General features: G+C 67.9%; 23 protein-coding genes. 11 read left to right on the top strand and 12 right to left on the bottom strand.

The genetic code is table 11. The features are described from left to right. Positions 1-576 (top strand): sodium:solute symporter family transporter (locus ABW137_RS13780; protein WP_526400782.1); only part of this gene is annotated, 576 nt, incomplete at its 5' end. On the opposite strand, the gene ABW137_RS13785 is transcribed toward ABW137_RS13780, so the two are convergent. After that, positions 536-1,330, bottom strand: coding sequence for a class I SAM-dependent methyltransferase (locus tag ABW137_RS13785; protein ID WP_526400784.1), 795 nt, complete (start codon positions 1,328-1,330; stop codon positions 536-538). The genes ABW137_RS13780 and ABW137_RS13785 overlap by 41 nt on opposite strands. 22 nt (positions 1,331-1,352) lie before the next feature. Beyond that, a complete protein-coding gene (locus ABW137_RS13790) occupies positions 1,353-1,859 on the bottom strand; it encodes a DUF2505 family protein (RefSeq protein ID WP_526400786.1) in 507 nt (168 codons plus the stop codon). Positions 1,860-1,885: 26 nt separating this feature from the next. On the opposite strand from ABW137_RS13790, the gene ABW137_RS13795 reads away from it, so the two are divergent. Further along, positions 1,886-2,947 carry a UDP-N-acetylmuramate dehydrogenase gene (locus tag ABW137_RS13795; RefSeq protein ID WP_526400788.1) on the top strand — a complete coding sequence of 354 codons (1,062 nt, stop codon included), beginning with the start codon at positions 1,886-1,888 and terminating at the stop codon, positions 2,945-2,947. A 21-nt stretch (positions 2,948-2,968) separates the two neighbouring features. Beyond that, positions 2,969-4,270 carry an Ig-like domain-containing protein gene (locus ABW137_RS13800; protein ID WP_526400823.1) on the top strand — a complete coding sequence of 434 codons (1,302 nt, stop codon included), beginning with the start codon at positions 2,969-2,971 and terminating at the stop codon, positions 4,268-4,270. On the opposite strand, the gene ABW137_RS13805 is transcribed toward ABW137_RS13800, so the two are convergent. Continuing rightward, positions 4,242-5,006 carry an SDR family NAD(P)-dependent oxidoreductase gene (locus ABW137_RS13805; protein WP_526400790.1) on the bottom strand — a complete coding sequence of 255 codons (765 nt, stop codon included), beginning with the start codon at positions 5,004-5,006 and terminating at the stop codon, positions 4,242-4,244. The genes ABW137_RS13800 and ABW137_RS13805 overlap by 29 nt on opposite strands. Before the next feature lie 280 nt (positions 5,007-5,286). Here ABW137_RS13805 and ABW137_RS13810 point away from each other — a divergent pair, with 280 nt between their 5' ends. The 7 genes from ABW137_RS13810 (at position 5,287) to ABW137_RS13840 (ending at position 12,846) form a co-directional block, all read left to right on the top strand. Further along, positions 5,287-6,537 carry an ROK family protein gene (locus ABW137_RS13810; protein ID WP_526400825.1) on the top strand — a complete coding sequence of 417 codons (1,251 nt, stop codon included), beginning with the start codon at positions 5,287-5,289 and terminating at the stop codon, positions 6,535-6,537. Positions 6,538-6,590: 53 nt separating this feature from the next. Continuing rightward, positions 6,591-7,931, top strand: coding sequence for a D-inositol-3-phosphate glycosyltransferase (gene mshA, locus ABW137_RS13815; RefSeq protein WP_526400792.1), 1,341 nt, complete (start codon positions 6,591-6,593; stop codon positions 7,929-7,931). Then, entirely contained in the window at positions 7,928-8,470 is a 543-nt protein-coding gene (locus tag ABW137_RS13820; RefSeq protein ID WP_526400794.1) for a YbjN domain-containing protein, read from the top strand. The genes mshA and ABW137_RS13820 overlap by 4 nt, the downstream gene beginning before the upstream one ends. 100 nt (positions 8,471-8,570) lie before the next feature. Further along, positions 8,571-9,311, top strand: a complete 741-nt coding sequence (locus tag ABW137_RS13825) for a phosphoglyceromutase (protein ID WP_526400796.1) — start codon at positions 8,571-8,573, stop codon at positions 9,309-9,311. A 150-nt stretch (positions 9,312-9,461) separates the two neighbouring features. Then, on the top strand, positions 9,462-10,649 hold the full coding sequence (locus ABW137_RS13830) for a sensor histidine kinase (protein ID WP_526400798.1): 1,188 nt from the start codon (positions 9,462-9,464) through the stop codon (positions 10,647-10,649). Then, positions 10,649-11,335, top strand: coding sequence for a two-component sensory transduction protein RegX (gene regX / locus ABW137_RS13835; RefSeq protein ID WP_526400800.1), 687 nt, complete (start codon positions 10,649-10,651; stop codon positions 11,333-11,335). The genes ABW137_RS13830 and regX overlap by 1 nt, the downstream gene beginning before the upstream one ends. A 158-nt stretch (positions 11,336-11,493) precedes the next feature. Further along, complete coding sequence (locus ABW137_RS13840; protein ID WP_526400802.1) at positions 11,494-12,846, top strand: glycosyltransferase 87 family protein; 1,353 nt, start codon at positions 11,494-11,496, stop codon at positions 12,844-12,846. Here the strand turns inward: ABW137_RS13840 and ABW137_RS13845 are convergent. Then, positions 12,836-13,777 carry a polysaccharide deacetylase family protein gene (locus ABW137_RS13845; RefSeq protein WP_526400804.1) on the bottom strand — a complete coding sequence of 314 codons (942 nt, stop codon included), beginning with the start codon at positions 13,775-13,777 and terminating at the stop codon, positions 12,836-12,838. The two genes, ABW137_RS13840 and ABW137_RS13845, sit on opposite strands and share 11 nt — an antisense overlap. A 3-nt stretch (positions 13,778-13,780) precedes the next feature. Continuing rightward, entirely contained in the window at positions 13,781-14,581 is an 801-nt protein-coding gene (locus ABW137_RS13850; protein WP_526400806.1) for a hypothetical protein, read from the bottom strand. A 137-nt stretch (positions 14,582-14,718) separates the two neighbouring features. Between ABW137_RS13850 and wecB the strand changes: the two genes are divergently transcribed. Next, the gene (gene wecB, locus ABW137_RS13855; RefSeq protein ID WP_526400808.1) at positions 14,719-15,870 is read left to right on the top strand and encodes a non-hydrolyzing UDP-N-acetylglucosamine 2-epimerase; all 1,152 of its coding nucleotides are present in this window, start codon (positions 14,719-14,721) and stop codon (positions 15,868-15,870) included. Between the two features lie 6 nt (positions 15,871-15,876). Here wecB and ABW137_RS13860 read toward each other — a convergent pair whose 3' ends face one another. Genes ABW137_RS13860 through ABW137_RS13890 form a run of 7 tightly spaced genes read right to left on the bottom strand, consistent with a single transcriptional unit; the run spans position 15,877 to position 24,535 of the window. After that, entirely contained in the window at positions 15,877-17,094 is a 1,218-nt protein-coding gene (locus tag ABW137_RS13860; protein WP_526400809.1) for a glycosyltransferase, read from the bottom strand. Then, complete coding sequence (locus ABW137_RS13865; protein WP_526400811.1) at positions 17,091-18,287, bottom strand: glycosyltransferase family 4 protein; 1,197 nt, start codon at positions 18,285-18,287, stop codon at positions 17,091-17,093. Before ABW137_RS13865 ends, ABW137_RS13860 begins: the two co-directional genes overlap by 4 nt. A 38-nt stretch (positions 18,288-18,325) precedes the next feature. After that, complete coding sequence (locus tag ABW137_RS13870; RefSeq protein ID WP_526400813.1) at positions 18,326-19,276, bottom strand: hypothetical protein; 951 nt, start codon at positions 19,274-19,276, stop codon at positions 18,326-18,328. Next, positions 19,277-20,473 carry a glycosyltransferase family 4 protein gene (locus ABW137_RS13875; protein ID WP_526400815.1) on the bottom strand — a complete coding sequence of 399 codons (1,197 nt, stop codon included), beginning with the start codon at positions 20,471-20,473 and terminating at the stop codon, positions 19,277-19,279. Continuing rightward, positions 20,470-22,347, bottom strand: coding sequence for an O-antigen ligase family protein (locus ABW137_RS13880; protein ID WP_526400817.1), 1,878 nt, complete (start codon positions 22,345-22,347; stop codon positions 20,470-20,472). Before ABW137_RS13880 ends, ABW137_RS13875 begins: the two co-directional genes overlap by 4 nt. A 50-nt stretch (positions 22,348-22,397) precedes the next feature. Further along, positions 22,398-23,021, bottom strand: coding sequence for a hypothetical protein (locus ABW137_RS13885; protein WP_526400819.1), 624 nt, complete (start codon positions 23,019-23,021; stop codon positions 22,398-22,400). 2 nt (positions 23,022-23,023) lie between these two features. After that, the gene (locus ABW137_RS13890) at positions 23,024-24,535 is read right to left on the bottom strand and encodes a lipopolysaccharide biosynthesis protein (protein ID WP_526400821.1); all 1,512 of its coding nucleotides are present in this window, start codon (positions 24,533-24,535) and stop codon (positions 23,024-23,026) included. Positions 24,536-24,868 lie beyond the last annotated feature (333 nt).

A 24,868-nucleotide genomic window follows, 5' to 3' on the forward strand; every position in this document is an offset into this window, starting at 1 on the left:
GCCATCTCCAATGTGTCGGTGCGCAACCTCGGCGGGGTTCGCCGTGTGCACGTGCCGGGGCAGCGCGATCCGCTCCTGTGGGCGACGCGCATCGCGATGGTCCCGGTGACAGTGCTGGCGATCGTGATCGCGATTTACGTCAAGCAGACCGGGATCCTGCTGACGCTGGCCTTCGATCTGCTGCTGGCGTGTCTGGTGGTGCCGTTCATTCTCGGGCTGGTGTGGCGCAGGGGCACTGCCGTTGCCGCACTTGTGTCGATCGTCGTCGGTCTCACCGTCCGCCTCGTGCTGTTCGCGATGACGCCGACCATGTACGGCCTGGACAATACGATCCTCTACATCCCCAACGGAGTATTCGACGCATCGTTCGACGGCTGGCCGACGTTCATAGCGTTCGCGGCGTCGTTGGTCACCTATGCGGCCGTTGCGCTCGTCACCCCGGCGGCGCCGATTCGCGGGCTCGACATCCGGGTGGTCGAAGATCTCGACGACGCTCTCGGCGAGGTGGATACGGTCGAACCGGAGCCGGAACTTGTCAAGGCTGATGCGGGGCCACGGTTGCCCACGGCACCGTAAGTACGCCGTCGCGCATCCGGCGGCGCGGCGGCTCGACCGCGATCCCACTGTCGCGCAGCGCATTTAGCATTGCACGCCAGCGTTCCCGCGCGCCGAACACGCCGTGACCGGCAACGCCTGCCCAGGCGTGGTCCGCGGCGGTCAGCAGCGTGTTGATCGGCTGACCCGAGACATTCTGGTGGATAAGGATTTTCGGCAGTCGCTCGGCCAGGTCGGAAGGGCTGTTGATGGCGAACGGGTCGCACGCCAGTGTCAGGCTGACCGGTCCCTGGCCGTCGAGCAGCACCCAGCCGCATCGCCTCCCGAGCTCGTCGCAGGTGCCGTCGACGATCAGGCCTCCCGGGCCGAGGTGGGTCTGCATCTGCATCCACGCCGCCGCGACGTCGTCGACGTGGTATTGGCGCAACACGTTGAAGGCGCGCACCAAGACTGGTCGCAGCCCGGCCAGCTCGAAGCCGCCGAGGCCGAACTCCACGTCCGTGGCGGCCCCCGCGACGGCGCGGGCGGTCTCCACCCGCTCGGGGTGGATCTCGAGCCCGACGACCCGGACGTCCGCGCGAACCGTGCGCAGGCGCGCCGCGAGCTCCAGCGTGGTGACGGGCAGTGCGCCGTAGCCGAGGTCGACCACCAGCGGATCGGCGGCGGACAGCAGCGTGGCCCGTACGCGCGGCGCGTGCACCAGCCAGCGGTCGCTGCGGCGCAACCGGTTGTACCCGGTGGTCCCTCGGGTGAGCTGCCCGATCGGGGGCCCCATGCCTCTCGACCTTAGTGGCCGGTCAGGCGTTTCTGGCGATCCACGCCGACGTGAATTCCTGCTCGGCGCGCAGAAGCTCGAACAGCTGACCGCCCACGAAGTTCTCCACCTTGCCGCCGAGAAGTGGGATCCGAACCTCGACGGTGGCGGTGAGGGTGAGCCGGGATCCCGCGCCCTCCTTCGTCAGGGTGGCGTCCCCGCCCAGCGTCGCGGGGGCGCCGGGGATCGTGCCCTTCACCACCGCGGTGGCGCGTCCGTCGACGATGGGCGTCCACGTCTCCTCCCGCACGAAGCTCAGGTCGCCGTGGTGGAACTGCGCGACGACGGCGGGCAACCGGCTGGCATGCAGGGTTTGCGTGGTGATGACCTCGATGCCACCGTCGGTGCCCAAGATCATCGAGTCCAGCGTCGCCTTGTCCGCGCCCGAGTCGCCCAAGCGGTCGAGCCAATACTGCTCGTCGGCGAAGGCGCGGTGGATCTGGTCGACGGGGCCGTCGTACTCGGCTGCCATGTCGAAGGAACGCGGCATAGCCGACCAGGCTACCGTTACCGCCCGTGGCCAGTTCGGAGATCGGGGGCGTGGCCGTCCACACGTCGGTCCCGACGGCCCCGCTGACCACCCTGCGGATCGGGCCGGTCGCGGCCCGGTTCGTCACGTGCGACACCACCGATCAGGTGATCGGCGTGTTGCGGGAGCTGCCTGACGCCCCCGCCGACCGCGTCCTGGTACTTGGTGGCGGCTCCAACGTCGTGCTCGCCGACGATCTGGCCGATCTCACCGTCGTCCGGATGGCGAACACCGAGATCACGGTGCGCGACAACCTGGTGCGCGTCGAGGCGGGCGCGGTCTGGGACGACGTCGTCGTGACGTCGCTGGCATACGGCCTCGGCGGGCTGGAATGCCTGTCCGGCATCCCGGGGTCGGCGGGGGCGACGCCCGTGCAGAACGTCGGCGCGTACGGCGGCGAGGTGGCCGACGTCATCAGCCGGGTGCGCCTGCTGGACCGCCGCACCGGCGAGGATCGGTGGGTCGGGCCCGACGCGCTGCGCTTCGGCTACCGCAGCAGCGTGTTGAAGAACTCGACACACGCCGTCGTGCTCGAGGTCGAGTTCGAGCTCGGCACCGATGAGTTGAGCGCACCGCTGCGCTACGGCGAGTTGGCGACCGCGCTCGGCGCAGACCCCGGTGCCAGGGTCGAACCGACGCGGGTGCGCGAGGCGGTGCTGGCCCTGCGGGCCCGCAAGGGCATGGTGCTCGAGGAGGCCGACCGCGACACCTGGAGCGTCGGCTCGTTCTTCACCAATCCGGTGGTGTCCTCGGCCGAATTCGAGCGGCTGCGATCCGGCTGGGACGGCCCGGTGCCCAACTATCCGGCCGCCGACGGGGTCAAGCTGGCGGCGGGCTGGCTGGTGGAGAAGGCCGGTTTCGGCAAGGGCTACCCCGACGACGCAGCTTCAGCAAGGCTGTCGAGCAAGCATGCGCTGGCCATCACCAACCGTGGGACGGCCACGACGGCGGACGTATTGGCCCTGGCCAGGACGGTGCGCGACGGGGTGCGGGACGCGTTCGGGATAGACCTCACACCCGAGCCGATTCTGGTTGGGTGCAATCTCTAGGTACCGTATGTACACGTGACCATCAATCGGCGCCAGGCGCTGACCGCAATCGCCGTGGGCGCTTCCGGCGTCCTCGCCGCCTGTAGCGGTAGGTCCATCACATCCTCGTCAGAGTCCTCGACCGAGGCGCCTGCGAAGGCGGAGGTCGCCTTCAAACCCGCCCTCTCGTCGACCGACGTCGTTCCCACCGCTCCCGTCGGCATCGACGTGTCCAACGGCTGGTTGCAACGCGTCTCACTGACCAACGCGCAGGGTCTGGTGGTCTCGGGCGTCATCAATCGCGACCGCACGTCGTTCACGACGACCGAGCCGCTCGGCTTCGGCGTCGAGTACACCTGGGGCGGCTCCGCGGTCGGCCGCGACGGCAAGGCCATCCCGCTCACCGGCAGTTTCACGACGGTTCTGCCCCAGACCCAGGTGAACGGTCAGTTCCAGCTCTCCGACGGACAGGTGGTCGGCGTCGCCGCCCCGGTCATCATCCAGTTCGACGCCGCGATCGGCGACGACGCCAAGCCCGACGTCGAGCGAGCGCTGACCGTCACCACCACGCCATCGGTCGAGGGCAGCTGGGCGTGGCTGCCCGACGAGGTCGGCGGTTCGCGGGTGCACTGGCGGACGCGCGACTACTACCCGCCGGGAACCAAGGTGCACGTCGACGCCCGGCTCTACGGGGTCCCGTTCGGCGACGGCGCGTTCGGCGCGGCCGACTCGACGCTGGACATCGAGATCGGCAGGCGCCAGGTGGTGAAGGCCGAGGCGTCGTCGCACCAGATCGAGGTCGTCACCGATGAGGGCGTCATCATGACGCTGCCGTGCAGCTACGGCGAAGGTGACGAGCCGCGCAACGTCACCCGTAGCGGCGTTCACGTGGTCACGGAGAAGTACGAGGACTTCTACATGTCCAACCCGGCGGCCGGGTACAGCAACGTGCACGAGCGGTTCGCCGTTCGGATCTCCAACAACGGCGAGTTCATTCACGCCAACCCGAACAGCGCCAGCGCCCAGGGCAACACCAACGTCACCAACGGATGCATCAACCTGTCGACCGAGGACGCCCAGCAGTACTTCAACACCGCGATCTACGGTGACCCCGTCGAGGTCACCGGCACGTCGATCGAGCTGTCCTACGCCGACGGCGACATCTGGGACTGGGCCGTCAGCTGGGACGAGTGGAAGTCCATGTCGGCGGTGACCCCGGAGGCGTCGCAGGTCAACATGCCCACCAGCGCGCCCGCGACCCCGGCGGACGCGCCGTCGCTGTCGGGCACGCCGACCACGACGCCGCCGAGCCAGGCTACTTCGGCTCCGACTCCTGGCGGGTGAACTTCCTCGTCGCGGTGGCCTGATCCCGCGGCCGGATGATGATCTGGTCCAGGTTGACGTGTGACGGGCGGGACGCGACGAACCCGATGACCTCGGCCACGTCCGCCGCCACCAGCGGGGTCATGCCCTGATACAGCGCGTCGGCGCGTTTCTGGTCTCCGCCGAACCGGACGACGGAGAACTCGGTTTCGACCATTCCTGGCGCAATCTCGGTGAGCCGCACCGGTTTTCCGAGCAACTCACCGCGCAGCGTCTGATGCAGCGCGGCCTGCGCGTGCTTGGCCGAGGTGTAACCGGCGCCGCCGTCGTAGATCTCGAACGCGGCGATCGACGTGATCGTGACGATCAGTCCGTTGCCCGACTCGATCAGCTTCGGTAGCAGCGCCCTGGTGATGCGAAGAGTGCCCAGCACGTTGGTCTCCCACATCCACCGCCAGTCGTCGAGGTCGGCGTCGGCCACGGACTGCACGCCCTTGGCGCCGCCTGCGTTGTTCACCAGGACGTCGACGCGACTCAAGCCGGCGGCCAACGCCTCGATCGCCGCGCCGTCAGTGATGTCCGCCACAATGGCGGTGCCGCCGATCTCCTCGGCGAGGGCCTTGATGCGATCCTCGCGGCGGGCCAGGCAGACTACGTGGAAGCCAAGTCCAGCAAGGGTTTTCGCGGTTGCTTCACCGATGCCCGAGCTGGCGCCGGTGACGACCGCGACGAGTTGGGGAGATTCAGGTGCCGTCATTCCACCAACATTAGTTGGCGTGCTAAGTTCACCACGTGTCCCCTAGTCAGGCTTCGCGCCTCGCCACGTCCCGGGCGTGTTGTTGTCGCCGCGTATCTCGCCGCGCCTGACTGCACGCCGACGTTCCCCGTCCTGCTGAGTCGCCAGGTGTGGCCAAAGCCCACCAGCCGACTCTCCCCCAAGGACACCCCACGTGAGCACCACCACCGCCACCGCCGTTCGTTCCCCCCTCGCCGGTAACGCCGGTTCCGCAGGTTCCACCGCGCACGCCAAGCGTGCCCTGCTTGCCCGCCACCACATCGTCGCCCCTTCGCTGCGCGTCGCCGATGCCGCCGCGTCCTCGGTGTTCAGCGCCGCCCGACTGCGCGGCCCCATCGCCAGGGACGTCATCGCGAAGACCACCGGGCTGAGCATCGCCACGGTCAACCGGCAGGTCACCGCCCTGCTCGACGCCGGCGTTCTGCGGGAGCGCGCCGATCTGGCCGTCTCCGGCGCGATCGGCAGGCCCCGCGTCCCCGTCGAGGTCAACCACGAACCCTTCCTCACTCTCGGCATCCACATCGGCGCCCGCGTCACCAGCATCGTCGCCACCGATCTCTTCGGCCGCACCCTCGACGTCGTCGAAACCCCCACCCCCCGTGGAACTCAGAACGCGGCACTCGCGGCGCTGGCAGGCAGCGCCAGCCGCTACCTGAGTCGGTGGCACCGCCGTCGGGCGCTGTGGGTCGGCGTCGCCGCGGGCGGCATCGTCGATAGCGCCACCGGTCACCTCGACCATGCGCGCCTCGGCTGGACCGACGCACCCGTCGGGCCGGTGCTGGCCGAAACCCTCGGTCTGCCGGTGTCGCTGGCATCCCACGTCGACGCCATGGCGGGCGCCGAACTGCTGCTCGGCACGCGCGCCGTCCCCGACGCGGGGACCCTTCCGCGGGGTGCGGGCACCGGTGCTGCGGGAGCGACCGGTTCCACCAGCCTCTACGTGTACGCGCGCGAAACCGTCGGGTACGCCCTGTCGATCGGTGGCCGGGTGCATTCGCCAGCCAGTGGTCCGGGCACCATCGCCGCACTGCCCGCGTACTCCGAATTGCTGGGCGGCAGCGGCCAATTGGAGTCGACGGTCAGCGACGAGGCGGTGCTGACGGCGGCCCGCAAGTTGCGGATCATCCCCCTCGAGGGTCCGTCTGCCACCATCGCGGGCGTCCTGCGCGCCGCGCGGCAGGGTAACGCCAAGGCGGCCGAACTGCTCGCCGAACGTGCCCGCGTGCTCGGCGAGGCGGTCGCACTGCTGCGCGACATGCTCAACCCCGACGACCTCGTGGTGGGCGGTCAGGCCTTCACCGAGTACCCAGAGGGCATGGCGTTGGTCGAGGCCGCCTACGAGAGGCGTTCAGTGCTCGCGCCGCGCGACATCCGGGTGACCGCATTCGGCAACCGGGTACAGGAAGCCGGAGCGGGTGTGGTGTCCCTCGGCGGGCTGTACGCCGATCCGATCGGTGCGATGCGCCGCGCGATCCGCGACAAGTCCGCCTGACGCAGCCCTTGGCGGGCCCGCGAACAGGGCAACGGTCGGCGACTCCGACCTCGGTGTCAGTATTGGGTGTGCGCGTAGCCGTCTTGTCGGTCCATACCTCGCCGCTGGCCCAGCCGGGGATCGGCGACGCGGGTGGGATGAACGTGTACGTCCTGCAGACCGCGCTGGAGTTGGCGAGGCGCGGCGTCGAGGTGGAGATCTTCACCAGGGCGACGTCCTCGGCCGACGAACCGCTGGTCAGGGTCGCGCCGGGGGTGTTGGTCCGCAACGTGGTCGCCGGGCCGTTCGAGGGTCTAGACAAGAACGACCTGCCGACGCAGTTGTGCGCGTTCACCGCGGGCGTGCTGCGAGCCGAGGCCACCCACGAACCGGGTTACTACGACGTGGTGCACTCCCACTACTGGTTGTCCGGGCAGGTGGGCTGGCTGACGCGAGACCGCTGGGCGGTGCCTCTGGTGCACACCGCGCACACGCTGGCAGCAGTGAAGAACGCGTCACTGGCCATCGGCGATCAGCCCGAGCCGCCGCTGCGGGCCGTCGGTGAGCAGCAAGTGGTCGACGAGGCCGACCGGTTGATCGTCAACACCGAATATGAAGCCCAGCAACTGATTTCGTTGCACCACGCCAACGCGGACCGCATCGACGTCGCGCATCCCGGGGTCGACCTCGCCGCCTTCGGGCCCGGCGACGTCGCCGCGTCGCGGGCGGCTCTGGGGTTGGCCGCCGACGAGAAGGTGGTGGCCTTCATCGGCCGCATCCAGCCGCTCAAGGCGCCGGACCTGCTGCTCCGCGCGGCCGCCAAGCTTCCAGACGTCCGGGTGCTGGTGGCGGGTGGGCCGTCGGGCTCCGGCCTCATCGCCCGCCAAGGCGGGGGGAGCCCAACATCCCGCCAAGGCGGGGGGAGCCTGGCCAATCCCGACGGCCTGGTTCGGCTCGCCGACGAGCTGGGTATGACGCAACGCGTGACCTTCCTTCCCCCACAGACCCGCGAGCAACTGGTCGACGTGTATCGCGCCGCCGACATCGTCGCCGTACCCAGCTACGCCGAATCCTTCGGGCTGGTCGCCGTCGAGGCGCAAGCCTGCGGCACCCCCGTGGTCGCCGCGGCGGTGGGCGGGCTACCCGTCGCCGTGCGCGACGGCGTCAGCGGCACCCTGGTGCACAGCCACGATGCAGAGGACTGGGCCGCTGCGATGGCCGATCTCTTCGAGCGCGGGCCCGCGACGATGCGAAGCGCGGCGATCGAGCACGCCGCGACGTTCTCCTGGGCGCACACCGTCGACGCCCTGCTGGCCAGCTACGCGCACGCCATCACCGACTACCGGGCACGCCATCAACGCACCGAGCGGCGCAACGGGCGACGGTTCTCGATCCGGCGGGGGATCCGCGCGTGAGGGGCGATGGGCCGCTTGCGCGAGGAGTAGACAACCCAGCGCTTCAGATCATCGAGGACACGCTCAAGGAGTCCGACCTCGACTACGCCTTCCACGAGGGCGTTGACGGCGCGCCGTCGGGTCTCGTCGTGGCGGTGCCCGGCGAGCGCAGGCTGATCACCAACACGATCCTGACCGTCGGCGACCACGCGGTGCGCATCGAGGCGTTCGTCTGCCGCAAGCCCGACGAGGACTTCGAGAAGGTGTACCGGTACCTGCTGCGGCGCAACCGCAGGCTCTTCGGCGTCGCGTACACGCTCGACAATCTGGGCGACATCTACCTGGTGGGCCGCCTGGCGTTGGAGTCGGTCACCCCTGCGGTGATCGACGGCATCCTCGGTCAGGTGCTGCAGGCCGTCGAGTCGGACTTCAACATGTTGCTGGAGTTGGGATTTCACTCGTCGATCCAGAAGGAATGGGATTGGCGGGTGAAACGAGGCGAGTCGTTGAAGAATCTGCGGGCGTTCGAGCATCTGATCGACGACGGCGACGATTCCTAGCCGACTGTGGGCCTCGTGCCCGTGAACGGGGCCGAAACCGTGCATGACCCCCACGGTCGCGGGGGGCACGCCAAGACGTTGTCGGGATAGCATCAAGCGCATGGCCACTCTGGTGCTGCTCCGTCACGGCGAGAGCGAATGGAACGCGCTGAACCTGTTCACCGGGTGGGTGGACGTCGACCTCACCGAGAAGGGCAGGTCCGAAGCGGTCCGCGGCGGCGAGCTGATCAAGGCCGAGGGCGTGCTGCCCGACGTGCTGTACACCTCGCTGCTGCGCAGGGCCATCAACACCGCCAACCTCGCGCTGGACAAGGCCGACCGGCACTGGATCCCCGTGCACCGCGACTGGCGTCTCAACGAGCGGCACTACGGCGCGCTGCAGGGTCTGGACAAGGCGGAGACCAAGGCCAAGTACGGCGAAGAGCAGTTCATGGCGTGGCGGCGCAGCTATGACACCCCGCCACCGCCCATCGAGAAGGGCAGCGAATTCAGCCAGGACGCCGATCCGCGGTACGCCGACATCGACGGTGGTCCGCTGACCGAGTGCCTGGCCGACGTAGTGGCCCGGTTCGTCCCGTACTTCGAGTCGACGATCGTGCCCGACCTGCAGGCAGGCAAGACGGTGCTGATCGCCGCCCACGGCAACTCGTTGCGAGCGCTGGTGAAGTACCTGGACGGGATGTCCGACGACGACGTCGTCGGACTGAACATCCCGACGGGCATTCCGCTGGTGTACGAATTGGACGACGCGCTCAAGCCGACGGTCCCCGGTGGCGCCTACCTGGATCCCGACGCCGCCGCGGCGGGTGCCGCAGCGGTCGCGGCTCAGGGCGCGAAGTAACGGTCCGCGCCTCCGGCGAACCGCCGCCGAGGCAAACAGTGGGTGAACTCCGGTGAACGGGGTCCGAACTCCTGTGTTTGTGTGTGTGACTTGTCCCGATTTGGCCGCACGCTGCTGGGATGGCGTTCACCGAGTGCGTACGATTTTCGCGTGAGTGTGGTAGCGGCGCTGCTGTTGGTGGCAGTCGTTTCTCTCATCGCGCTCGCAATCGGGGCCATGATCGCGCTGAGGTTCGCGCCACGCATCGCTGCGCGCAGACAGCGCCGCTCGGTCGACCAGGACGGGATCACCGTCTCCCAGATGCTTCAGCAGATCGTGGCGTTGTCACCGGTGGGCACCGTGGTGGTCGACAAGTACCGTGACGTGGTCTTCATGAACGAGAAGGCGCGCGAGCTCGGACTGGTGCGCGAAAGGCTCCTCGACGACCGGGCCTGGACGGCCGCCCAGCGGACGTTGAGCACCGGCGTGGACGTCGACTTCGACCTGGCCCCGGTGCGGCGGCAGAATCCCGGCCGCTCGGGGCTTTCCGTCGGTGGTCACGTCCGGCTGCTCTCCGAGGACGATCGCCGCTTCGCGGTGGTGTTCGTCGACGACCAGTCCGAGCACGCGAGGATGGAGGCCACCCGAAGGGACTTCGTGGCCAACGTCAGTCACGAGCTCAAGACTCCGGTCGGGGCGATGGGGGTGCTCGCCGAGGCTCTGCTGGCCTCCACCGACGACCCCGAGACCGTGGGCCGGTTCGCCGAGATGATGGTGACCGAATCCAACCGGCTGGCCAACATGGTCGGTGAGCTGATCGAACTGTCCAGGCTGCAGGGCGCCGCCCCGCTGCCCGACCTCGACGCCGTCGACGTCGACACCGTGGTGTCCGAGGCACTGTCGCGCTACAAGGTGGCCGCCGACAACGCCGACATCGCGATCACCACCGATGCGCCGACGGGTTATCGGGTCAAGGGTGACGAGCAATTGTTGGTGACCGCGATCGCCAACTTGGTGTCCAATGCAATCGCCTACTCGCCCAAGGGATCTCCGGTGTCGATCAGTCGCCGCCGCCGGGGCGACAACATCGAAATCGCAGTGACCGACCGTGGCATCGGGATCGCCCGCGACGACCAGGAGCGCGTGTTCGAGCGGTTCTTCCGCGTCGACACCGCCCGGTCGCGGGCCACCGGAGGCACCGGGCTGGGGCTCGCGATCGTCAAGCACGTAGCGGCCAATCACAACGGCTCGATACGGCTGTGGAGCCAACCGGGGACCGGATCGACGTTCACGTTGTCGATCCCGGCGCATCCCGACACCGATGACGAATCGGACGACCGAGAGGACCAGGCTTACTGATGACCAGTGTGTTGATCGTCGAGGACGAAGAGAGTCTGGCCGATCCGTTGGCCTTCCTGCTCCGCAAGGAGGGATTCGAGGCCACGGTGGTGACGGACGGCCCGTCGGCCTTGGCGGAGTTCGAGCGGTCGGGCGCCGACATCGTGCTGTTGGACCTGATGCTGCCGGGGATGAGCGGAACCGACGTCTGCAAGCAGCTGCGGTCACGGTCGAGCGTGCCGGTGATCATGGTTACCGCCCGCGACAGCGAGATCGACAAGGTGGTCGGGCTCGAGTTGGGCGCCGACGACTACGTCACCAAGCCGTACTCGGCGCGCGAGCTGATCGCGCGGATCCGGGCGGTGCTGCGGCGCGGCGTCGACAACGACGACTCGGGCATCGGCGACGGCGTGTTGGAGGCGGGCCCGGTACGGATGGACGTCGAACGGCACATCGTGTCCGTCAACGGTGAGGCAGTCACGTTGCCGCTCAAGGAATTCGACCTCCTGGAGTACCTGATGCGCAACAGTGGCCGGGTGCTGACCCGCGGTCAGCTGATCGACCGGGTGTGGGGCGCTGACTACGTCGGCGACACCAAGACGCTCGACGTTCACGTCAAGCGGCTGCGGTCGAAGATCGAGGGGGATCCGGCAAACCCCGTTCACCTGGTGACGGTCCGAGGACTCGGTTACAAGCTGGAGGGCTGACACGGCGACGCCGCGCACCGACTCGTTAATCTGGCACACTTTGGATAGTTTGCCGAAGGCGCGCTATCGTGGGTGCGAGTGCACCGGGGCGGGGGTAGCCTCGCTGGTTCCGAACCCTTCGGGATCCCGGCTGACAGAAGAGGCGTCGGAGAAGTCCCGTGGCAGAGACCGTCAAGGAGCTCGCGAACGAGCGGCCGTCGAGCGCGGTGCCCGCGTGGCGCTGGACCGTGGCTTCAGTGGTGCTTCTCGCGCTCTGCGCGATATGGGCCTGGCTGGACGTCCAGCCGGCAATCAAGGTCCCGCTGCCCGATCGGTCCAATGAGGCCGAGGTTCGCATGCAGGACTTCCGGGATGCGCTGTACTACCCCGTCCGGGACTTGATGGCCGGGCACAATCCATACAGTCCGTCGTCGATGTTCGAGCACTGGCCGGTCCGCCAGAACTTCAACCTCTACCAGCCGTATCACCTGATCCTGAACATGCCATTTGCGGTCGGCGGATATCGACTGGGGGCGGTCGCCTTCACCCTGGTGGGGCTCGCGTTACTGCTGTTGCTGGCATATCTGGCGGCGCGGCAGCTACGACCTCGCGTTCCGCTGGCGGCGGGCTTCGGGGGAGTCGCGGCGCTCCTGCTGGTTGGCGAGGTCGGCAAGGCCCAGCTCTACGTCGGGCAGATCAACCCGATGGTTGCGCTCGGCTCCGCGGGAACGCTGCTGCTGCGCCGCACGCATCCCGGATGGGCTGCCGCCGCCCTGGCGCTGGCATGGGTGAAGCCCCAGTTCGGCTTTCCGCTCGCCGTCGTGCTGCTGATCATGGGGTCGTGGCGGGTCGCCGTCGGCGGCACCGCCATCGCCGCGGCGGCCAGTGCGCCGGTCGTCGGCTATCTGATCGCCCAGCAGGGGCTGTCGTCCTTCCTCGCCGCCATCAGGGAGAACCTGAACTGGGCGGAGAACACCGACTACGCGGCCATCGACTCCATGACGGCACGCAGGCCCGACATGGCCGGGGTGTTCTTCCGCCTCACCGGCTGGGCTCCTCCGGGTCTCGAAGTTGCCAGCTTGGTTCTGGCAATCGTCATCGGCGGGCTGATCGCCCGCCGTCTCGACCGTTCGTCGATCCCGGGGCTGGCACCCGTCGCCGACTTGCTCTGTCTGGTCACGGTGATCGTCGCGGTGGTCCATCAGCCCGGCGACATCCTCATCGCGGTCCCCGCGATGGCCGCCGTGGCTGCTGCCTTCTGGAGACGCGGCCGCGGCCCGCTCGCGTGGATGCCGCTCGCCGCCGTGGCTCTGCTCGTGTTGCCTCATCTTCATCACACGCGGGTCGACGAGGTGATCGCCGCGCTGGCCGGGGCGCGCGCCGCAGGCGTGGCCGACGGTGTCGCGATCGTCGCCGCATGGCTGTTGCTCGCCGTGTTCGGTTTCCTTCGCACCCGCCGTGCCTGCCCTGGTGAGTCGCCCGTGGCGCCGCCAACCGCCTCGAACGGAGTGCAGTCGCCCGTCAGAGGCTGACGGCTGGCAGTGCCTGTTTCACGTGCGCCCCGGTACCGACGACGTCGAATTCCCGCTTCATGGTCGTCACCACCCACGACATGAATCGGTGCTTCTCCTGCGCCGGAACCGACATGCCTGGAAAGAAGGTCAGCGACGGTGCGTCGCGTGAGTCGAGCAGGTCGGTGGGGTGCAACAGCATCGACATTCCCACTGCCCGCATCCGGCACAGGCGAAGGGCGGTGCGAAAGTAGGTGCGGGCCAGTGCCGGTGATCCCGCGTAGAGCTGAATCAGGTACGAACCGTGGATCGGGACGCGCAGCAGGGGCATCGTGGTGACGGGAAGCTCGGCGATACCCGATTCACCGGATACATACGGCCGCAACGGCAGTCGTGCCTGACCCACACCACCGAACAGCTCGGCCCTCTCCTCGCGCTGCTCTGGCGTCAGCGTAGTGGAGCGGAAGTGGTGTGCCCGCGCCAACGGCCCGATCCACGTCGGGAGCGTGCTGGCGTCATAGTGATAGCCGCGCTCGGCCAGCAGCCGCTGCAACACCGGGCTGGTGCTGTACCCGGGTCCCCGGAAACCGATCGGTGCCGGCGCCCCTGCAGCGACGATTGCGTCGTGCGTGCGGTCGATTTCGTCGGCCAAGCGGTCCTCGGAGTACCGCTGCAACCACGGCTCGTGCTCGAAGGAGTGGTTCCCGATCTCGTGCCCCGCTGCGGCGAAGGAGCGCACCGCCTCGGCGCCGTCGTCGCGGACGACATCCGCGCCGATCGCGAAAACCGTTGATACGACGTCGGTCTCACCGAGGAACTCGACGATCCTCGGCGTCGCAACGGATAGGTAGCTTGGTCGCTCTGCCCACTCGGGATCGCCATGGGTCTTGAGGAAGGACCAGATGTTGTCGAGATCGAAGGACACACTGCCAACCGGTCGCGTGGTCATCATGAATCAGCCCCGTTCCCCTGCAACTACGGCAGGTACGTCGTCAGGATTCGGCACGACGGTGCCGACCCGTGCCATCGCCAGCACACCAGCGGTGATCATCGTCAGTCCGAGCACGACCCACCACGTCCGGCCGCCGGCGATCTGATCGCCAAGAAGCGCGATGCCCGCCAGCGCGGACACCACCATGGTGACGGCGTCCATCGACGCGCCGGTCGAAATGGTGGAGCCGCGTTGAAGCGCTGCCGCGAGCAACCCCTGGCCAAGGAGAGCGGAGGCGAGAGTGAGCCAGGTGAGAGGTTCGGCGAGCCAGTCGTGAATCGGCATCGACGCGAGGGGGCGACTGGCGACGGCCAGGATCGCGAAGGCAGCGCCTGCCAGGCACGCGAGAGGGACTCCGCCACGGGCCCGCCACGCCGGAATGCAGAGCGCGCCGCACAGCACCAGACCCGTTGTGAGGATTGCCGTGGTCGTGACCGACACGTCGCTGGCCCTCGACGGTTCGGCCGCGCCTGCCAGCAGAAGCAGCGCGGCGGTCATCACTGCCAACACCGTCACTTCGGCGCGGGTCACGCGCCAACCGAGTACGGCGGCGCCGCCGATTGCCGCGAGGCCCACCGAGGCGCAGGCCCCCGCCTGCGCGAGGTAAAGCGGCAGGGTGCCGCGGGCGACGAAGGCGAGCAGGAACCCCAAGATCTGTGCAGCAAATCCCAATGAATACACTCGGTCGGTCGCCAAGCGTGCCAGCAGGGTGACGTCGACACCGTCGGTGCGCCGCGCTCTTCGTGCGCCGACACTCTGTGCCACCAGGCCAATGGCATAAGCCAAAGACGATGCGGCAAGAGCCAGGTAACCGATCACCGAACCACCCGTCGTCGTACGTTGAAGTCATTTGTGTTGCTGTCGAGATGACAAGCAAATGCATTGTATGGATAGTATGGGGTATGGCTCAAGTGCACCTGATCGCCGGCACGCGTCCCGAAGCGATCAAACTCGCCCCCCTGGTCCCCGCGCTGCGCGATGCGGGTCTGGAACCCTTCTTCGTGGCCAGTGGCCAGCACCCGACGATGGTCCACCAAGCGCTCGCGTCCTTCGGAATGCGGCCGGACGTCAGCCTCGAAGTAGTTCGCTCGACCGGCACCCAGCCGGAGCTGATGGCGGGGTTGACGCTGGCCCTCGAACGCCTTTGGGCGTCGCCGCCGGATGCCGTGGTGGTCCAGGGCGACACCACGACCGTGCTCGCTGCGGCGATGGTGGCGTTCTGGGCGAAGATTCCGGTCGTGCACCTCGAAGCCGGTCTGCGGTCGCATGATCTCGCTGCTCCGTTCCCCGAAGAGGGCAACCGCCGATTGGTGGGTCAGGTGGCCTCGCTGCACCTGGCGCCGACGCCCGCCGCCCGCGACAATCTGCTCAGGGAGAACATCGACACCTCCGACGTCCTGGTCACTGGCAACACCGTCGTCGACGCCGTCCTGGAGATCTCTTCGCAGAATCACGCGATCGAGGACCCGACCGTGGCGGCGTTCGTCGCCCGCGCCGAGGCACGCACCAGAAGGCTGTTGCTGGTGACCGTGCATCGGCGGGAGTCCTGGGGCGCACCGCTGGATCGGGTGCTCGGCGCCGTCCGACGCCTGCTCGACGCGTATCCGGACGTCGAGGTCGTGCTGCCGACCCATCCGAACCCCGCTGTGGGGCAACAGGTTCACGCCGCCCTCGGAGGTCATCCGCGGGCGTGCATCACGCCGCCGCTCGACTATCCGGTACTGGTGCGGGTCTTGGCGGCGGCCACGCTGGCGTTGTCCGATTCGGGCGGCATCCAGGAGGAGGCGCCGACGTTCGGTGTGCCCGTGCTCGTCCTTCGTGAGGTCACCGAGCGGATGGAGGCAGTCGACTACGGCTGCGCCAGACTGATGGGCACCGATGCCGACGCGATCACCGCGATGGCGGCCAGGCTGCTCGACGATCCGGCCGAGCGGGCCGCAATGGTGTCCCTGGGCAATCCGTTCGGAGACGGCAAGGCCGCCGAGCGTTCCGCCGCGGGGATCGCCTGGATGCTCGGCGAATTGTCCTCGCCGCCAGTGGAATTTGGCATCTGACACGGGTCATTCCAAGCTGTCGAAGAGCCGCAGCAGTGCCTTCGTCGCATCGACGGAGTCGAACTCCCGCTCGACGAGTTCTCGCCCAGCCCTTGCGAACTTCGCCACCGCAGGGCCCGCCGCGATCATCTCCTCCAGCGTGTCCCGGAGGCTTTCGGCGTCGCCTGCGGTGGCCAGCAGTCCGGTGACCCCCGGCACGACGATCTCCGGGATGCCGGACAGGGTGGTCGATACCGTCGGAACGCCGCACGCGAGCGCTTCCATCAAGGCGACAGGCAGCCCCTCCATCTGACCGTCGGCCGCGACGATGCTGGGCAGTACGAACAGGTCGGCGCGGTCGAGAGCGTCCTTGACGAACGTCTCCGAGCGTCCACCGTGAAACCGCACCCGGCCCGCGATCCCGAGAGAAGCGGCGAGGCCAATCAGCTCGTCATGGAGCGGGCCGTGGCCGATGAGCTCCAGGTCGATGCGGTCGACGCCTGCCCCGCCAAGCGCCAGCGCGCGCAGCAACACCGCGTGGCCCTTGTACTCCTGCAGCGAGGCGACGCACAGCGCGGAAATGCGGCCGGTCGACGGGATCGAGCGGGGGCGATGGGTGTACTCGCCGCTGCGGATGCCGCAGTGCACCACCTCCACGGGGGTGACCCCGCCGGCGAGCCCGTTGAGCAAGGTCCGGTTGTACTCAGAGACGGTGACCACGAATCGCGCATCGGCGATCTTGGTCGCCAGCATGGACGTATCGACGTAGATATCGTGCGCGTGCGCGGTGACGCTATAGGAGACACCGGCGAGCCGTGAGCAGATCCACGCCGCCAGCGCAGGGTACGTCGCATAGTGGGCGTGCACGTGACGGGGAGCCCCTGGCCGACTCAGATCTCTGGCGTGGGCCGCCGCAAGCGGCACGGTGGCCAACGCGCGAATCAGCAGCTTCGGCGCCGCTGCGTAGCCGCGCACCACGTGGGCGAGAACGGCGATGGTGGCGATCGGATGCCGCACCACCGCCCATGCCATGCCTTCGACCGCTTGCCGGATGCCGGGACGCACCAGGCGGGGCGTCCAGCGGCGGGCGACGTCGTGCACCTCGGGATCGGGGGAAGCGAACAGCGAACGCAGGCCGATGTCGTAACGGCCGGTGTCGGACAGCGCTTCGAGTTCCCGCACGATGAAGGTCTCGGAGGTGACGGGAAACCTCGAGACGAGGTAGTCGACTGCGACTCGACTCACGGTTGCCTGCCGAGGGCGACGGCATAGCGCGTCTGCAGCCGGGACAGCCATGCCGCAGCGGAGAATTCGCGCTGCGCGCGGAGAATCGCATTCTGTCCGAGGGTATTTCGCAGTGCCGGGCTCTCGATGAGACGCCCCACCGCGTCGGCGAGCCCCTCGGGGTCGTTCGGCTCGAACAACAGGCCCGTGACGTCGTCGACGACGATGTCGGGGACGCCACCGATCCGGGACGCGGCGATCGCGCGCCCACTCGCCGACGCCTCGATGAGCACGGTCGGCAGATTCTCCCCGTGGGTGGACGGCAGGAGGATGACGTCGGCGGCGCGGTACACCTCCGGCATGTCGGTTCGGACGCCCGCGAAGACGATCGAATCCGTCAGTCCCGCTTCGCCGACGGCGGCCCGCAGGTCGGCCTCGAGCGGTCCGCCACCCACCAGCGCCAGCGTCGCGTCGGGATGGCGGTCGAGGACGAGCCGCCACGCCTTGACGGCGACGGGGATGCCCTTGAAGTCGCGGAACGCGGCGGGCAGCACCACCAGTGGTCCCGTGCCGCCGCCAATTTCGCGACGAACCGCGGCGTTGGCCTGCCCGGGTTGGTAGAGATCGACGTCGATGCCGTTGTGCAGGACGTCCCAGTTACCGGGCAGCCCACTGGGGTGGTACCGCTGCTGGAACGACGCGCGTGAGGCGTCCGAGACGAACAGGGCCCCGTCTGACCGGGTGGCTGCGGCCACGGCCAGTTGCTCTCGCCAGCGTGCGCGACCATCCAAGGGCCGGGCGACGTGATGAAAGGTGCAGAAGACCGGGCGGTGGGTCAACCGCGCGGCGGGCACGGCGAGCGTCATCGCCATTTCGAGGTGCGCGTGGACCAGGTCGTATCCCCGGTCGTAGCTACCGTCCCCGCCCTCGCGGCACCCGTGCCGGATTTCGTTCACCAACCGTGGTATCGCGAAGGGGTCGAGCAGCCGTCGAATGCCCAGCGAACGGGGCCGGATGTCTGCCTCGGCGAGAATCGCCATCGTCTTGTCCGCGTTGACCGAAGCCGGTGACACCCCAACGAAGTCCATGACGACGTCGGTGTCGCGGGATGCCGCCGCGAGAGGCGCCAACAGAGTTTCGGCGCCGCCCATGCGAAAGGCGTCGATGAGGACCAGGACGCGCATCGGCCGCGTGGCGGTACCGGAGACCGTCATCGTGTTCGAGCTCGTACTCGCAGTCGTCGAATGAAGGTTCACTGCACCACCCGAAGTCGTTGCCACGGTATGTCGGTCATGCCGTCGTAGTCCCATCGAAAACCTGCCTCCTGATACGCCGAGCCGATGAAGTCGCTCCGTGAGGCCGGATCCATCTCGAAGCTGACGCTCAACGGTGCGCCACCGACGTCGACGATGTAGCCGCCGAAGCGCTGCATCGCCACGGCCACCATGCGCTCACCGGCCGTCAGATTGAGCGAGTCGAGGTCCAGGCTCGGATCCAGTTGGAGGCGAGCGCCTTCCGGAAGGCAGTCCGGGCTGGTCGAGCGACCATCCGACTTCAGGGCGGGAGGTCGCGGGGCCCCCTCACACACGTTGTTGGTCTGCATCGCCAGCGCGTGCGAGATCGAACCCTGTTGAACCTCCGCGATGCGGATCACCCCCGCGAGGCGGGATGCGCCCGAGCCGGTGGCAGCTCCGCTCCATCCGGAACCGTCGATGTCATTGATGGCGGCGAACTCGGTGGACCATCCGCCATCGGAGTTGATCGCCTGCCAGAACTCGTAGCTGGTGCGTGTCGACTCGTCGACCACCACCATCGCGCCGTCTGAACCGGTGTGTGGCCGAGCCCCGTCGGGAATCGGGATCTGCCTGCCGTCGAACGGGCACGGACCCCAATCCGTCGCGCGGCAGGGCACCGTGTACGTCGGTGTCTGGGCATCGGCGCTGAAGATCGGTATCCCGAACTCGACGAGCGCGGCGTGCAGGTTGCCGTCACCCGTCACCGCACGGATCATGGCGTCGCTGCCGGGATCGACCGCGACGTCGTCCGGTATCGGTGTTCGGAAGGGACTCGAATCCGCGAAGGGCTGGACGAACGTGCTGCCCCCCGACTGTCCGCTAGTCACAACGGCCGACAAGGTCGCGGCCACCGCCAGGGCGACGACGGCCGCTGCGAGGATCTTCTTTCGTTTGCGTGACAACGACATTCACGCCTTCCTGTCGAGTCGGTTGGCGGCGTCGGCCACTGCGTCGCCGATGAGCCTCGCGGTCACCGCCCATGCTTGGGACACCGATGCCCGCCCTGCGGCGCCCATGTCGGCGGCGAGGTCGGGATTCAGCAGAAGCTTGAGCATGGCGGTGGCCAGGGACTGCGGATCACTGGGCGGAACGAGCAGTCCGGTCACACCGTCGTCGACGGCGGCAGGCAGGTCGCCGACGGTGGTGGCGACGACGGGTCGGCCAAAGGTGAAGGCCAGATGGACGACGGCGCTTTGGCTGGCGCGGATGTAGGGAGTCACGACGACTCGGGCCGCCTCGAGAAGACGGGGTACCTCCGCCAACGGCTGGTAGCCGGGCCGACAGTCCACGTTCCCGATTCGCCCGGCTCGGGCCACGAGTTCCTCGCCGTCGACGTCGGCACCGACCGCGCCAGCGAGAATCAGCCTGGCCGAGGGGAGTTCGGCTCGAACCGATGAGAACGCGTCGAGCAGGACGTCGATGCCCTTGTACGTGGTCCAGGTGCCGAAGAAGACGGCGGTCGGCTCGGTCTGATCGGCGGGCTTCACCTCTTCGGCGCTCCATAGGGAACCCGCGTCGCCGAACGGGATCACGACGACTTCGCACCGGGGCTGCCAGTGGTCCAGTACGACCTGGCGCGTTTGCGGACCGAGGACGAATGCGACGTCCATCCGACGCCAGGCAGCACTGAATGCCGCCCGCAGCAGTCGGCCCGACTTCGGCGTGCTGGTGTCCTTGGCATCCGACCGGGGCAGGGGTTCGTGGGCGACGATCCCGAATGCGGTTCGCGGCATCAGCATTCGGATGGCCACGACGAAGAGCGGCTCGAACGTGAAGCGCCACTGGGAGAACAGCACCGCACGTGGTGATTCGGTCCGGAGCCGGTAGGCCAGTACTGCCCACGCAACGACCAACTGGGCGGCGCGGGCCGCCCGACGTGCCAGGCGCAATGGCTTCGCCAGTGGCGCGGTGTCACCGGGATGCCACGTGGGCAGCATCGAACGGACGGTGAATCCAGCCTGAGAGGAGTCCAATTCGGGCTTCGGTCCGGTCCACAGCTCTACCGGAGTGCCGCGCTTGGCCAAGGCGTCACCGAGTTGGGCGGTGTACTGGAACAGCCCTCCCGACGGGGAGAACTCGACGAGGACGGTGGCATCGCGTGTCATGACATCGTTTCTTGCAGGACGGGCGGGGGCACGTGGTGTGGGTCGGATTCCGAGTCTGCCTGGTCGTCGAGGGCCGACGTTGGGGACGAGGATCCGCGCCGCCGCGAGCGGGCGGCCGCGATGAGCGAGGGGAGGAGTGCTGCCGCTGCCGCTGCCGCGGCGAGGCCTGCCACGGCGGCGGCGAACATCGCGGGCCGCGGCGTGAGGACGACTCCGGCCACGCTGGGGTCGGAGAGCTGGACTATCGCGTACTGGTTCGGCCCGATGAACTCCACTATCCGCGTCCGTGCCGACCGCATGACGTCGTCGAGTTCGGTTCGCGCCGTTGTGGAGTCGGGTGCCGTGACGCTGACGGTAATGGTGCCTCTGACCGGGTCTGACTCGATCGTCGCTGGGGTGCCCGGCGCCGTCATGAGCTCCGCGAAGGTGGGGAGGAGCTCGGCGCGCGAGCGGACGTCGAGGGCGTATGCGTAGTAGCCGTCCGGTCGACCCACCGGTGCCAGCGTGACTTTCTCGCTGGCGGTCACCGCCGAGGTTCCCGAGAGCGACAGGATGCCACCCGCGGCCACGGCGCCGATCACGACGGCGCCGCTCCAGCGCGCGGTGGTGTTGACGAGGCGCCGCACGCCGACACGTCCGACGGGCGCTGTCGAACACAGAGCGCATGCCAGCGCGAGCAGGAGTCCCAGGGTGCGGAAGTAGGCGAGATGGAGGAAGAGACTGGCGATGGACCACGCGACGATTCCCGTGAACACCGCGGCGACCAGTCCCCTGTCCCGCCCTGGGTGTGCGGCGATCCGCACCGCCAGGAGAGTGAGGAAGCCAGCGATCATCACGATCCAGGTGATGAGACCGAACCAGCCACTCTCCGCTGCCAACTGGGCGTAGAGGTTGTGCGGGGCGATGATCTCGTCGTGCACGACGGTTGGTACCCGACCGGCGTATTCCGCAATGGCGTCGGAGAAGGTGCCTGGCCCGTAGCCGAACAGCGGTCGCTGCTCGAACATCGCCCAGGCGATCTCCTGAGATGCCTTGCGGCCCAAGACCGACGGATCTACCCCATGCGATCCGCCGGATACGTCGGCGATCAGCGCAACGAACCGGTTGCCGATGCCCGGTATCAGCAGCATCGCGAACATGGCGGGTAGGAGGACGGCGAGCTTGGCGGGCATGCCCGCGATCACCAGCCACAACACCGCCGCCGCGCCGACGGCCAGGAGCGTTCCCCGGGATTGGGTCAGGTAGATGCCGGCCATCAACACCAGGGTGACCCCACCCCAGGCGACGGCGCGGCCGCGGAGGTCGATCCGCCACGCACGATGTGCCAACGCCCAGGAGAGCGGCATGGCCAGGACCAGATGCCGTCCCCAGAAGTTGGAGTCCGGGAATGGACCGCCGTAGCGCTGGGTCGTGACCAGCTCGCCGGAGGCGTCGGTGATGGTCGCGAAGCCGCCGAATGAGGTGGCGCCGTGGAAGACGACGAAACTGAAGACCGTCAGCATCGACAATGCCGCCATCGGGACGACGACGGCGGCCGCCAGCGCCCACGGTCGAGCGGTGACCTGTGCCAACATCAGGACGACCACGACGTAGATCGCGTCGACGCCTGCGCGCCAGAGGGTCGGGGTCGAGGCCCCAAGGTCAGTGCTCCCGAGAGTCGCCACCAGCTGACCGCACATGTAGGTTCCGACCAGCACTGCACCGACGACGGTCCATCGGTTCAGTCGCGCTCTCGCCGTGTGGTCGGTGAGCGTCAACCCGAGTGCGACGATGCCCAGCAGGAGGGAGCCGGTGAAGATCGGCAGCGCCACGTGCATTGCGGCAACCGCACTCAGGTTGGTCACCTCGACGACGACCATGACGAGCAGCGCCACGAACGCAGCGTCAGTGCGCGTGACCGGGTGGCCAAGCGCCGGGTGATGAATCACGTTGACACCGGCAGCGATTCAGGCTCGACCGGCGAGCTATGCACCACGATTGACCGTTTGATGAGGCGGCGGGCCGCGAAGTATGCACCGAGGCCGATCAGAAGTCCGATGACTCCGGCGACGACGACCACCTGAAGTCGCTGGGGCCCAATGGCTGTCGTGTTTCCCTCGGGCGTTGCCACCACGCGCAGGGTGAACGGAGCGGACAACGCTGCGACTTCGGGTGTCGCCTTCGCCAGCACGTCCGAGAGTGCCGACTGCGCGGCAGCGGCCGAAGGCGCGTCCACCGTCAGTAGCACCAGCGTGGTGTCTGGCATCGGACCCGCGGTCAGCGTCAGGTCGGACGGTCCGACGTTGGCGGCGGACGCCGCACTTTGCAGCCACTTCGCATCGCCGTACACGACCGCCGCGGTGTGTGGCACCTGGCCGCGGCTGAGCACCTCCCAGTAACTCGACGAGTCGGCGATGGACAGGTTGGCGGCGGGGAGCAGGGCCACCCTGGCCTCGGCCTGGTAGTGCGTCGGCAGCGGAGCCGCCAGGCCGACGATGACGCCGATGACGAGGCCGACGAGGGCGTAGATCGCGGCGCGTGCCTGCCACCGGATTCGTTGACGATGCATGACTATCCTTTCGAGTGAGGCTCTTGGCGACCGGCTTGGGGCGCAGTCTGGGTGTGGCGCAGACGTTCGGTGCGAGCCTTGACCAACCGAAGCGCCTCTCTGGTGAGCTGTGGGGCCGTGAAGCGAAGGGCCAGAAGGTAGATCGCGGGTCCCAGTGCGATGAGAACGCCGAGTCGCAGCGGTGCGGGTTCGCCTGCCATCGCGGCGTCGAGGCCCACCAGGGCGAGACCCATCGGAACTGCCGCCGCGACGGGTCGGGCGATTGCCGAGAGCAGATCAGTCGCTCGCAGCGGTACCAACCGGCGAACGAGCACGAGTCGGAGGGCGAGATGCACGGTCTCGACGCCGAGGATCGCCGTTGCCACTAGGGTGGCCCCGTGGCCGGCTGCCCACCATACGGGCCCGACGAGCACGAGGAGTTTGGCCGCGTTGATCGCGGTGAGCAATCCCGGTCGGCCGACGGCCTTGTAGACGTCGCCGGCGTGGAACGAGGCCGAGTACACGACGGTGTAGGCGGCCAGAATGGCCAGCATCGTTGCGGCGCCCTCGTACTCGGTTCCATAGAGTGTCGACACCAATGGTCCCGACACTGCGGCGAGGCCCACTCCGATCGGAGCGGTGAGTGCCATGACCACGACCAGGGTCTGCCGATAGTGCGCAGCCAGCTGCGCTCGGTCGTGTTGCAGCCGGGACAGTGAGCTGAACAACACCTCGCTGATCACGATGCAAAGGTTGAGCACCAGTAGTTCAGGGATGCGGTAGGCCAACGTGTAGAGGCCGAGTTCGGTTGTGCCCAGCCGGGTTCCGATGGCGAGATAGTCCACGTTGTAGATCGCGAACGCGAGCAGGGTGACACCGGTGACCGGCATCCCGAACCGGATCAGCTGACGTGCCTCGGCGGCGTCGAACCCCGGGCGACCCATCGCCGGTGCCGCTCGCCAGTAGAGCGCAGCGGTGATGGCGACGGCCGCCAGCTGACCGTAGACGAGGCTCCATACCCCGTGCCCGGTGGCCGCCAGCCCGATCGTGAGCGCGGTCTTGGCAACGGCGCCGCAGAATTCGGGGAACAGTCTGCTGTGGAAGCTCAGGTCGCGGCGCAGTCGAGCCAGCGGGATGGCGCTGAGGGACGAGATCACTAGCGCTATCGCGAGGACTCGGATCAGCCCGGCGAGTTCCGGATGGCCGAGCATCGCGGACGAGATGCTCGCAGTGGCGGCGAGCGCGGCACCGGTAGCGACCCCGAAGACGATGGACAGCGTAAATCCGGTGGGCGCGATCCGCTTCCAGTCGCGGTCACTCTGGACCAGGGCCGCCACGACGCCCAAATCCTTGACGTAATCGAACAGATTCACCAGCAAGAGGGCCAGTGCGAACAGGCCGAACTCGGCCGGTTCAAGCAACCTCGCAAGGACGACCGTCATCAGCAGCGTGGAGCTCTTGCTGATGGCAAACACCAAATAATTCCACGCCGACTGGCGGGCTGTAGAGGTTCGAATCTTCGCGATGCTGTTCACTGGCAAACTCGCGTCCGCGTCATTGTGGCCGTCGCACCCCGTCGGTTGAGCAGGATTGCTGAGCTGCGACGTGCCACTAAGTGACTGGCCAGAGCGGTCAAACGATGCCATCTGACCCCTCCCCGGAGAATCGGCGGTAAACAATTCGCACCCCATTGTGCAGATCTAGTCACGATTTGGCTAGTTGCTATACCTGCAGAGGTGCTACGTTATCGTCCGTGGGTCAAACCTGTGCGGTAAGTGTGAGCAACGTCGCCTCGGTCAGTTCCCGCACCATCTGACTTCCCGCGTTCGAGACAACTGAGGCGGTACGACGTGTCTGTCGCACTAGTG

It is taken from the genome of Mycobacterium sp., from assembly GCF_040509115.1.
Classification (GTDB): Bacteria; Actinomycetota; Actinomycetes; order Mycobacteriales; family Mycobacteriaceae; genus Mycobacterium.